This is a genomic window from Kitasatospora sp. NPDC056327 (genome assembly GCF_042261735.1).
Taxonomy (GTDB): domain Bacteria; phylum Actinomycetota; class Actinomycetes; order Streptomycetales; family Streptomycetaceae; genus Kitasatospora.
Genome location: NZ_JBHJRC010000340.1, coordinates 1 through 8,579 on the forward strand (window position 1 = coordinate 1; position 8,579 = coordinate 8,579).

At 75.8% G+C, this 8,579-nt stretch carries 10 protein-coding genes; 5 read left to right on the top strand and 5 right to left on the bottom strand.

What is annotated here, in order from left to right; translation table 11 throughout:
• Positions 1 to 250: 250 nt before the first annotated feature.
• Together ACFCX4_RS31890 and ACFCX4_RS31895 are read right to left on the bottom strand one after the other, a co-directional pair.
• Positions 251 to 1,147, bottom strand: coding sequence for a hypothetical protein (locus ACFCX4_RS31890; RefSeq protein WP_376150174.1), 897 nt, complete (start codon positions 1,145 to 1,147; stop codon positions 251 to 253).
• A gap of 272 nt (positions 1,148 to 1,419) precedes the next feature.
• Positions 1,420 to 2,295 (bottom strand): RNA polymerase sigma factor, encoded by an 876-nt coding sequence (locus ACFCX4_RS31895; RefSeq protein WP_376150176.1) that lies wholly within the window; start codon positions 2,293 to 2,295, stop codon positions 1,420 to 1,422.
• A gap of 293 nt (positions 2,296 to 2,588) precedes the next feature.
• Here ACFCX4_RS31895 and ACFCX4_RS31900 point away from each other — a divergent pair, with 293 nt between their 5' ends.
• The 4 genes from ACFCX4_RS31900 (at position 2,589) to ACFCX4_RS31915 (ending at position 5,978) form a co-directional block, all read left to right on the top strand.
• Positions 2,589 to 3,287 (top strand): hypothetical protein, encoded by a 699-nt coding sequence (locus tag ACFCX4_RS31900; protein ID WP_376150178.1) that lies wholly within the window; start codon positions 2,589 to 2,591, stop codon positions 3,285 to 3,287.
• Between the two features lie 162 nt (positions 3,288 to 3,449).
• Complete coding sequence (locus ACFCX4_RS31905) at positions 3,450 to 4,190, top strand: tyrosine-protein phosphatase (RefSeq protein WP_376150180.1); 741 nt, start codon at positions 3,450 to 3,452, stop codon at positions 4,188 to 4,190.
• Positions 4,191 to 4,452: 262 nt separating this feature from the next.
• Complete coding sequence (locus ACFCX4_RS31910; RefSeq protein ID WP_376150182.1) at positions 4,453 to 5,157, top strand: class I SAM-dependent DNA methyltransferase; 705 nt, start codon at positions 4,453 to 4,455, stop codon at positions 5,155 to 5,157.
• A 68-nt stretch (positions 5,158 to 5,225) separates the two neighbouring features.
• Positions 5,226 to 5,978 carry a Clp protease N-terminal domain-containing protein gene (locus tag ACFCX4_RS31915; protein WP_376150184.1) on the top strand — a complete coding sequence of 251 codons (753 nt, stop codon included), beginning with the start codon at positions 5,226 to 5,228 and terminating at the stop codon, positions 5,976 to 5,978.
• Positions 5,979 to 6,033: 55 nt separating this feature from the next.
• Here the strand turns inward: ACFCX4_RS31915 and ACFCX4_RS31920 are convergent, their stop codons facing one another.
• Together ACFCX4_RS31920 and ACFCX4_RS31925 are read right to left on the bottom strand one after the other, a co-directional pair.
• The gene (locus ACFCX4_RS31920) at positions 6,034 to 6,525 is read right to left on the bottom strand and encodes an NUDIX domain-containing protein (protein WP_376150186.1); all 492 of its coding nucleotides are present in this window, start codon (positions 6,523 to 6,525) and stop codon (positions 6,034 to 6,036) included.
• Between the two features lie 149 nt (positions 6,526 to 6,674).
• Entirely contained in the window at positions 6,675 to 7,112 is a 438-nt protein-coding gene (locus tag ACFCX4_RS31925; protein ID WP_376150188.1) for an SRPBCC domain-containing protein, read from the bottom strand.
• A 159-nt stretch (positions 7,113 to 7,271) separates the two neighbouring features.
• Here ACFCX4_RS31925 and ACFCX4_RS31930 point away from each other — a divergent pair, with 159 nt between their 5' ends.
• Positions 7,272 to 7,586, top strand: a complete 315-nt coding sequence (locus tag ACFCX4_RS31930; protein ID WP_376150190.1) for an STAS domain-containing protein — start codon at positions 7,272 to 7,274, stop codon at positions 7,584 to 7,586.
• Here ACFCX4_RS31930 and ACFCX4_RS31935 read toward each other — a convergent pair.
• A complete protein-coding gene (locus ACFCX4_RS31935; protein ID WP_376150192.1) occupies positions 7,491 to 8,471 on the bottom strand; it encodes a sigma-70 family RNA polymerase sigma factor in 981 nt (326 codons plus the stop codon). The genes ACFCX4_RS31930 and ACFCX4_RS31935 overlap by 96 nt on opposite strands.
• Positions 8,472 to 8,579 lie beyond the last annotated feature (108 nt).

Sequence of the window (8,579 nt, forward strand, 5' to 3'; positions counted from 1 at the left end):
GGACCGGAGGTCCGGCCCCGCCGGACCGGCAGGCGCGTCCGGGGGGTGCGCCTGCCGGTCCGGTCGGGGCCGGCCGGATGGACGGTGGGCACGGGGGAGCCGACCGGCCACCCGGAGTCTCGGGTGGTGCGGGGTACTGCGGTGGTGCGGGTCCTGCCGGTGCTGCGGTCGGTGCGGTGGTGCGGGGTGGAACGGTCCGGATGAGCGACGGGCCCGGGGGGATTCGCTCGCCGCCCATCCGGAGATCGGGTCACCTCCCGGCCGGGCTCCCGTCGGGTCCGCCGGCGTGGTCGGTGGTCTTCGGACGGACGGAGCCCGATGGTGCGGTCGGTGCCGTCGGTACCGGTGGTACGGCCGACAGCTCCGGCACGGAGCCGGTGAGGGCTCCGGGTCCGGACTGGGTCGGGGCCGCCGGGCCGGCTCCCTTGGTCGCCTTGCCCGGGCCGCCGCCGTTCTCGCCGGAGCCCGTGCCGCCACCGCTGTTGCCGAAGCCGTTGCCGTTCGCGGAACCGTTCCCCTGGCCGTTCCCCGACCCGTTGGTGGAGCCGCCGGGCCTGGACTGTCCACTGCCGCCCTGGTGGCCGTCGTCGCCCGCGCCGCGGAGGGTCCGCGCGCAGTACTGCTCGACCTCGTCCGGGCCGCCGGCCGCGGCGACCAGCCCGCCGAACTGGGGGTCCGTGACCAGTGCGCGCGGGCGTTCGCCCTTGCCCGACCGGTCGGTGAACGCCTTGCAGAGCGCGGCCAGCGCCGCCGGGTTCGACGGCCCGCGCCCGTCCGCCGACGGCACGGGCGTCCCCGGCGTCCGCGGGCGGTCGGCCGGAACCGACGGTGCCACGGCGGCCGGGCTGCCCGGCGGACTGCCCGACGGGGTACCGGAGGGCGTGCCGGACGCACCGGCGGTCGGACCGGGGCCGGACGACGGGGGCGCCGACCCGGTCGCCGCTCCGGACGGGGTCGCCGGGGTGGACGGCGGGGCGGACGTCACCGGGGCGACCACACGCCGGTCCGGCTCGTCCGAACCGCCTCCCAGAGCCGACGGCAGATTGCCCGTCCCGGCCGCGACCGCGACCCCGCCGAGCGCCGTGGCACCGAGCACGACGGCGACGGCCTTCGTACTGAAGGCCTTCGTCAGCGCGGCGGTTGCCATCGGACCTCTCCGGACGGGTGCGGATGCGGGTACTGCTGGGACGGGCGCGAGACGGGCCTCCCGGAAGGCGGCCAGGGCCGCTTCCTCCCCGGCCAGTTCACCCCGCGTCGCCGGAGCCGCGGCGGCGGCGAGCACACGGGCAACCCCCGTACGCCCAGTGCTGCCGTCCGGGCCGGTGAGCGAGGCGTCCTGCCCGTCCGACGGGCCGCCCACGGCACCGGCGAGCAGTCGCTCGGCGGTGTCACGGTCGATCCGACGGGATCGGTTGGTGCTCATCTCATGTCCTTCAGCGTCGCGGCCCGGCGTTCTGTCACACCCTGCGGAGAGTTTTTCTTCCTGGCCCTCCCGAAGCCCTTCCGCGGCGACCCGGCACCGGCCGCCCCGGCCGCCGCCGGGGCGCCGCCGGCGGCCGGGCCGCCGTCCCGTCCCGACCGCGCGGCCGGGACGGCGGAGCCTGCCGCGTCCGTGCCCGCCGCCCCCGGACGGGGCTGCTCCAGCAGCTTGGCGAGCCGCTTCAGCCCCCGGTGCGCGGCCATCCTGACGGTGCCGGCCCGCTTGCCGAGCACCTGCGCCGCGCTCTCCGCGTCCAGTTCCATCACCACCCGGAGCAGCACCGCCTCGGCCTGGTCCCGGGGCAGCCGGGAGATCAGCGCCAGCGCGTCCGAGGTGCCGACGGAGGCGAGCGCCGCCCCCGCGGTGTCGTCCCCGGCCGCCCGGTCGAAGAGGAACTCGAAGGGCAGGTCGGCGACCGGCCGGCGCCGGCGGGCCCGCAGGTGGTCCAGCGCCCGGTTGCGGGCCACGGTCGCCGCCCAGCCGCGAAAGCCGTCCCCGTCGCCGCTGAAGGTGCCGAGGTCCCGGGCGATCTGCAGCCAGGCCTCGGAGGCGATGTCCTCGGCGTCCTGGGCGTCCTCGGGCCGGCCGCCGACCAGCGCCCGCAGGTAGCGGAGCAGACCCGGCTGGACGCTGCGGAACAGGAGCCGGAACGCCTCCTCGTCCCCGCCCTGCGCGGCCCGGACCGCCTCGGTCAGATCGACGGGTTCGGAGGCCGCCCGTACGGGCGGACCGGGTGGCGGGCCTGACGTCGTGACCGGTCCGGACGGGCCGGCGGGCCTGTCGCTGCCCGCTCCGGGGCGTTCTGCACTCTGCACCCGTCACATCATGGGCCATCCGGGCGAACGTCCCGGCCCGGTGCGCCGGGACCGCCGCCGGCCTCCCCGGCCGGGGCCCCGAGGGCCGGGAAGCGGGATCGCCGATGCTTCGCCTTCGGGTCGAAGGTCCTGCTGGTCACCGGCCTTCGCCTGTGGCAATCAAATCGGCCGTTCACCTACGTTGTAGGTGAACGATCCATTCCGGTCGATGCCGCCCGCGCCCCCCTCGCCGCCCTTTCGCGCGCCGCGGGCGCCCCCGGCCGCCTCCCCGCTCCCAGCACCTCAGGACCGCCATGACCACCGCCCACGAGCTCTACGAGCGCGGCCTGCGCGACCACCTGGCGCCGGCCCTCCGCCTCCTGGGCCTGACCGGCGGGCCGCGGACCTTCGTCCTCCCCGACCCGGCCCACTGGGCCCTGCTCGGTCTGGTCGAGCAGGGCACCGACGGCCGGCTGCGCTACACCGTCGACCTCAGCCTGGTCCGCCGCACCGACTGGGCGGCCGCGGCGCTCCCCGGCCCCCGCCCGGATCCGCGTGCCGTCTACGGCATCGAGGCCTGGCGGGCCAGGATCGGCGAACTGCTGCCGGTCGGCGAGGACGTCTGGTGGGAGGTGCTGCCCGGACCGCGCTGGCGGGTCGCCCTGGAGGACTCGGTCGCCGCCGTCCGCCACTACGGACTGCCCGAACTGCGCCGCCGGGCCGAACGCGACCGCGGCGGCGGAGGCGACGGCGACGGGACGTACCTCTCCCCCGCCGACCTGGAGCAGGTCAACGCCACCCTGGCGGCCGTGCCGGTCGCCCGGATCCAGCGCGCCGAACTCCTCGCCGGCGCCCTCGTGCTCACCGGCGCCTGGACGCGTTCGGACGCGGCCGCCCGCACCGTGCTGCGCGGCGTCGCCCGGGGGTTCCTCTCGGCGCAGGACGAACGCTTCGACGTCGTGCGCTGCGCGGACACCCTCGGCCGGCCGCTCTGGGACTTCGGCCGCGACTGAGGCGCACCCCGCGGGCCCGGGCCCGCCCCGCCCGGTGCGCCGTCCGCCCATCGGTCTATCCGGACCGACTGTCCGACCATCCCAGGAACCATCCCGCACCACCGACAGTCCTCTTATAACGAGGGGGTAACGGGACCCCCTCGACGAGGAAACGGGGAACCGATGAGCCGGACCGACGCGCAGACCACCGCCACCGAGGAACGCACGCTGGTCTGGGACGGCTGCCTCAACGTCCGCGACCTGGGCGGACTGCCCACCTCCGCCGGCACCCGCACCACCCGCGGCGCCGTCGTCCGCGCCGACAACCTGGACCGTCTCACCGCCGAGGGCTGGGACGCCCTCCTCGACCACGGCGTGCGCACCGTCGTCGACCTGCGCAACATCGAGGAGTACAAGCCGCTCCTCCCGCTGCCCGGGAACGTCGAGCTGGTCCGCGTCCCGCTGGACGCACTCGCCGGCCGCGCCTGGTGGGAGACCTACGGACACCTCGACGGCACCCCGCTCGCCCTGCGCCCCTACCTGGACCACTGCCCGCACGCCGCCGCCGAGCTGATCACCACCATCGCCGGCGCCCACCCCGGCGGTCTGGTCGTCCACTGCGGGGCCGGCCGCGACCGCACCGGGCTGGCCGCCCTGCTGCTGCTCGCCCTCGCCGGCACCGAGCCCTCCGCGATCGTCGCCGACTACCTGCTCAGCGCCCCCAACGTCCGGCCGCTCTACGGCATGCTCGGCCTCCCCGACCAGTACCGCCGCATCGACGCCGTCCTCGCCGAGGCCGGCACCACCGCCGAGGAGGCCGTCACCGCCGCCCTCGCCGGCTTCGACCCCGAGGCCCGGCTGCTCGCCGCGGGCGTCACCCCCGAGGACCTCGCCGCCGTCCGGTCGCGCCTGCTGGCCGCCTGACGAACGGCCGTGCCCCGGGCGGGCGGTGGCGCGACCCGGCCGGGGGCCGCAGGAGCCGGGGGCTGCGGCGGCGGGAGAGGCCGGGGAAGCCGGCCCACGGGGTGACCCGGCCGCGCGGGGCGGTCCCGACGGCCACCGGACAGTGCGGCGGCCGGCCGGCCGGACAGCCCTCCGGGGCACCGGATCCGCGGTCCGGCAGGGCGGCGGATCCGGTGCGTTAATCGTTCGCCGCCGACCCGGCCCGCGCCCGATACTGCCGGGCATGGTGGACTTCTCCGACTTCGACACCCGCAACTACCCGACCGTGGACGTCCGCACCGGTTACGCCGGCTGGGTCGACACCTACGAGCAGACCGTCGAGGACGCGATGGACCTCGCCGTCCTCGACCGGCTCACCGCCCCCGCCTGGTCACGGGTCCGCCGGGCCGCCGACCTCGGGTGCGGCACCGGCCGGACGGGGGCGTGGCTGCGCGGCAGGGCCGCCGAGGGCCTGGTGCTGGACGGCGTGGACCTCACGCCGGAGATGCTCGCGAAGGCCCGTGAGCGGGGCGCGCACGACAGCCTCACCGAGGGGGACGTCACCGCCACCGGCCTCGCGGCCGGCCGGTACGACCTGGTGATCTCCTCGCTCGTCGACGAGCACCTCGCCGACCTCGGCCCGTACTACCGCGAGGCCTTCCGGCTGGCCCGTCCGGGCGGGCGGTGCGTCCTGGTCGGCCTGCACCCCGCCTTCATCATGGCGGCCGGCATGCCGACCCACTTCACCGGCGCGGACGGTGCGGAGGTCGCCATCACCACCCACGTCCACCTGGTCTCCGACCACCTCACGGCGGGCCTCGCCGCCGGCTGGACCCTGACCGGGATGACGGAGGCGCTGGTGGACGACGCATGGGTAGCGCTCAAGCCGAAGTGGGCGAAGTACCGCAGTCACCCGGTCTCGGCGGCCTACGTCTGGGAGAAGCGGTAGCGAACCAACTCGCCATAGCGTCAACTGATGGTTGACGACCTCGGGGTCGACAACCTACGGTTGACGCTATGGAGAATCCGATCGTTCCCAAGACCACTCCGCTGCGCCTCGACGATCTGATCGACGCGATCAAGAAGATCCACCCCGACGCGCTCGACCAGCTCTCCGACGCGGTCATCGCGGCCGACCACCTCGGTGACCTCGCCGACCACCTCATCGGCCACTTCGTCGACCAGGCCCGCCGCTCCGGTGCCTCCTGGACGGACATCGGCCGCAGCATGGGCGTCAGCAAGCAGGCCGCCCAGAAGCGCTTCGTCCCCAAGGACCCGGCCACCCCCAACGACCTCGACCCGAGCCAGGGCTTCGGCCGGTTCACCGACCGGGCCCGGCATGTCGTGATGGCCTCCCAGGAGGAGGCCCGCCAGGCCGGCAACGCCGAGATCGGCGCCGAGCACCTGGTGCTCGGCCTGCTCGCCGAGCCCGACGGCCTGGCCGTGCGCGCGCTCGCCGCCCAGGGCGTCACCCCGGAGGCGCTCCGCACGGCCGCCGCGGCGGCGCTGCCGGCCCCGGCCGCCGAGGTGCCGGCGCTCATCCCCTACGACGCCCGCGGCAAGAAGGCCCTGGAGCTGACCTTCCGGGAGGCGCTGAAGCTCGGCCACAACTACGTCGGCACCGAGCACATCCTGCTCGCCCTGCTGGAGCTGGAGAACGGCGCCGGGGTGCTGGACGACCTCGGCGTGGAGAAGGAGGAGACCGAGCGGTTCGTCAGCGAGCTGCTCGCCGCCTTCCTCGCCTCAAGCACCGACGGGCCGCAGGCCTGACCGGACCGTTCCGGGGGCCGCGGGACGGGCGCGGCCCCCGGGACACCGGTCCCGGTCAGAAACCGGACACCTGAGTGGCGATGATCCGCACCCGCCCGTCCGCCGCCGCCTCCAGCGCCGCACGCAGCCGCAACGACCGGGCGGGGCCCAGCAGTTCGAGCGCCTGCTCGTCCTCGACCCAGCGGTGGTCGTCCAGTTCGCCGGCCGGGACGGTCACGGGGGTGCCGTCCGGGACGGTGCCGAAGTCGAACAGGAAGTGCCCGGCCGGATGGTCGAGCTCCTCCGAGGGATGGGTCCAGGAGACGGCCAGCAGGGCCCCGGCCTCCCGGACGATCCCGGTCTCCTCCAGCAGTTCCCTGGCCGCGCACTCGGCCGGGCCCTCGCCCCGGTCGATCGTCCCGCCGGGGAACTGCCAGTGCTCCCGGTAGCCGGCCTTGACCAGCAGGATCCGCCCGGACCCGTCCCGCAGGACGCACCCCGCCGCCGAGTAGATCCGCGGCAGCGAGGCCAGCCATTCCTCACGGGACTTCAACGGCTCGACCGACACGGCGGGACCTCCTCGGACGCGGGAACACGATGCGCCCCCACTCTGCCAGCCGCCGGGGCCGGGCGGCTCCGCCGGCACCGCCCGGTCCGCCGTCACCGGTTCCGCCCGCTCCTTCCGGTCCGCAGGTTCCAGGGGTTCAGCGGGTTCCGTCAGCTCCGGGCGGCGAGGTGCTCGACCAGCCGGTCGAGGCTGGAGTTGTGACCGGCCTCGGCCTCCGGGCCGAGGAACATCGCCGGAACGTCCTCCTGCTCCAGGAGCAGCCGGGTCCGGCCCCCGCCGAGGTCGGTCAGGGTGATCCGGCCGGTGAGGCCGATGCCCTCCTCGACGAACTCCAGCAGCTCGCCCTCGCGGACCGCGGTGAACCGGCCGCGCAGCGGGTACCGGTCACCGGTCGCCTCGATCACCATCGTGCTGTCGAAGCGCCCGCCGACCTGCGGCTCGATGGTCACCGTGTCCAGCGGCACGTGGGTGCCGACCGGGCCCCAGAAGCGGACGAACCGCTCGGGCTCGACGTACGCCCGGAACACCTCCGCCGGGGCGGCGGGCAGCTCGCGGACGATGGCCAGGGTGCCGAGGTTCTCGGTCATGGTGTCTGTTCCCTCAGTTCGGTGGACGCGCCGCTCGGTGCCGCGCTTTCACAGGGGTAGACCCGGGAGCCGCCGGAAACTCATCGCTCCCCGGCGGAATTCCTCCGGAAATCCTTCCGGTGGGCGATGAGACCGGGCCGCCCGACCGGTCTCCCCTGGGTGAAGACCGAACCGCACGCCCCCGCCGACCGTCCGCTCAGCTGCGACCTCGCCGCCCTGAGCGCCCCCGACCTGGCCGTCGTCGACGCCCTGGCCCGGCTGCGGCTCGCCGCCGCCCGGCACGGCGTCCGCCTCGTCCTGCGCAACGCGAGCGGCCCGCTGCGCGAACTGCTCGCGTTCAGCGGGCTGGCCGCCGTCCTGCCCGCCGGGGAGGACGCGTCACTCCCCGGCGGGCAGCCGGGGCGGCAGACCGAAGAGCGGGAAGAGCACGTCGGTGTCGAGGAAGTTGGTGAGCCCCGTGATCCGGCCCCCTGAGACCTCCGGCACGATCAGCGACCACGGCTCGTGCCCGCCCTCCGGGCTCGGCCGGTACTGGCCGAACGCCGGACCGCCGTTGGCCTCCACCGGCAGCAGCCGCGAGCCCCGGCAGCCGATCCCCGGGCCGAGCATCCACTCCCGGATGTCCGCGTGCCCCGTGAGCCACAGCGAGAACGGCGGCATGTTGAGCGTGACGTCCTCGTGCAGCAGCGCCGCCAGACCGTCCATGTCGTACGCCTCGAAGGCGGTGACGTACCGGGCCAGCAGCGCCCGGTGGTCCTCGTCCAGCTCCGGGGCCGGCCGGGCCGCGGCGGGGTCGGCGGCGAGCGCGGCCCGGGCCCGCTGGAGCGCGCTGTTCACCGAGGCGACCGTGACGCCGAGCAGTTCGGCCACCTCGCCGGCCCGCCAGCCCAGCACCTCGCGCAGGATGAGCACCGCCCGCTGCCGGGGCGCCAGCCGCTGGAGCGCGGCGACCAGCGCCAGCCGCACCGAGTCGCGCTGCGCGGCCACCTCGGCCGGGTCGGCCGTCTCCGGCAGCACCCGGCCGTCCGGCGCCGGGCCGACCCAGGTGACCTCGGGCAGCCGGGCGTCGGTGGCGGTGGCCACGGTGGACGGGCCGGCCAGGTCCATCGGCCGGGCCCGGGCGTTGCGGCCGTTCAGCGCGTCCAGGCAGACGTTGGTGGCGATCCGGTAGAGCCAGGAGCGCAGCGCGGCGCGGCCCTCGAAGCCCTTGTGGCCGCGCCAGGCGCGGACCATGGTGTCCTGCACCGCGTCCTCGGCCTCGAAGACCGAGCCGAGCATGCGGTAGCAGTACCCGGTCAGTTCCGTCCGGTACCGCTCCAGCTGGAGCTCGACCGGCTCCTCCGTCACCAGCCCGGTCATCGCCGTGCCCCCGTTCCCGCCGCCCCGCCGTCGCTTCCGATCGCACGCAACGTACCGCAGCCCACCGACAGCGCCGCTCCGGCCGCGGTCCCGGCCCGGGACCACGGC

What these genes read in the sequence shown, in the direction of transcription:
- ACFCX4_RS31900 (WP_376150178.1), top strand. Translation starts at nt 2,589, where the DNA reads ATGACCACCGCCCACGAGCTCTACGAGCGCGGCCTGCGCGACCACCTG.
- ACFCX4_RS31890 (WP_376150174.1), bottom strand. Translation starts at nt 1,147, where the DNA reads ATGGCAACCGCCGCGCTGACGAAGGCCTTCAGTACGAAGGCCGTCGCC.
- ACFCX4_RS31935 (WP_376150192.1), bottom strand. Translation starts at nt 8,471, where the DNA reads ATGACCGGGCTGGTGACGGAGGAGCCGGTCGAGCTCCAGCTGGAGCGG.
- ACFCX4_RS31910 (WP_376150182.1), top strand. Translation starts at nt 4,453, where the DNA reads ATGGTGGACTTCTCCGACTTCGACACCCGCAACTACCCGACCGTGGAC.
- ACFCX4_RS31925 (WP_376150188.1), bottom strand. Translation starts at nt 7,112, where the DNA reads ATGACCGAGAACCTCGGCACCCTGGCCATCGTCCGCGAGCTGCCCGCC.
- ACFCX4_RS31915 (WP_376150184.1), top strand. Translation starts at nt 5,226, where the DNA reads ATGGAGAATCCGATCGTTCCCAAGACCACTCCGCTGCGCCTCGACGAT.
- ACFCX4_RS31905 (WP_376150180.1), top strand. Translation starts at nt 3,450, where the DNA reads ATGAGCCGGACCGACGCGCAGACCACCGCCACCGAGGAACGCACGCTG.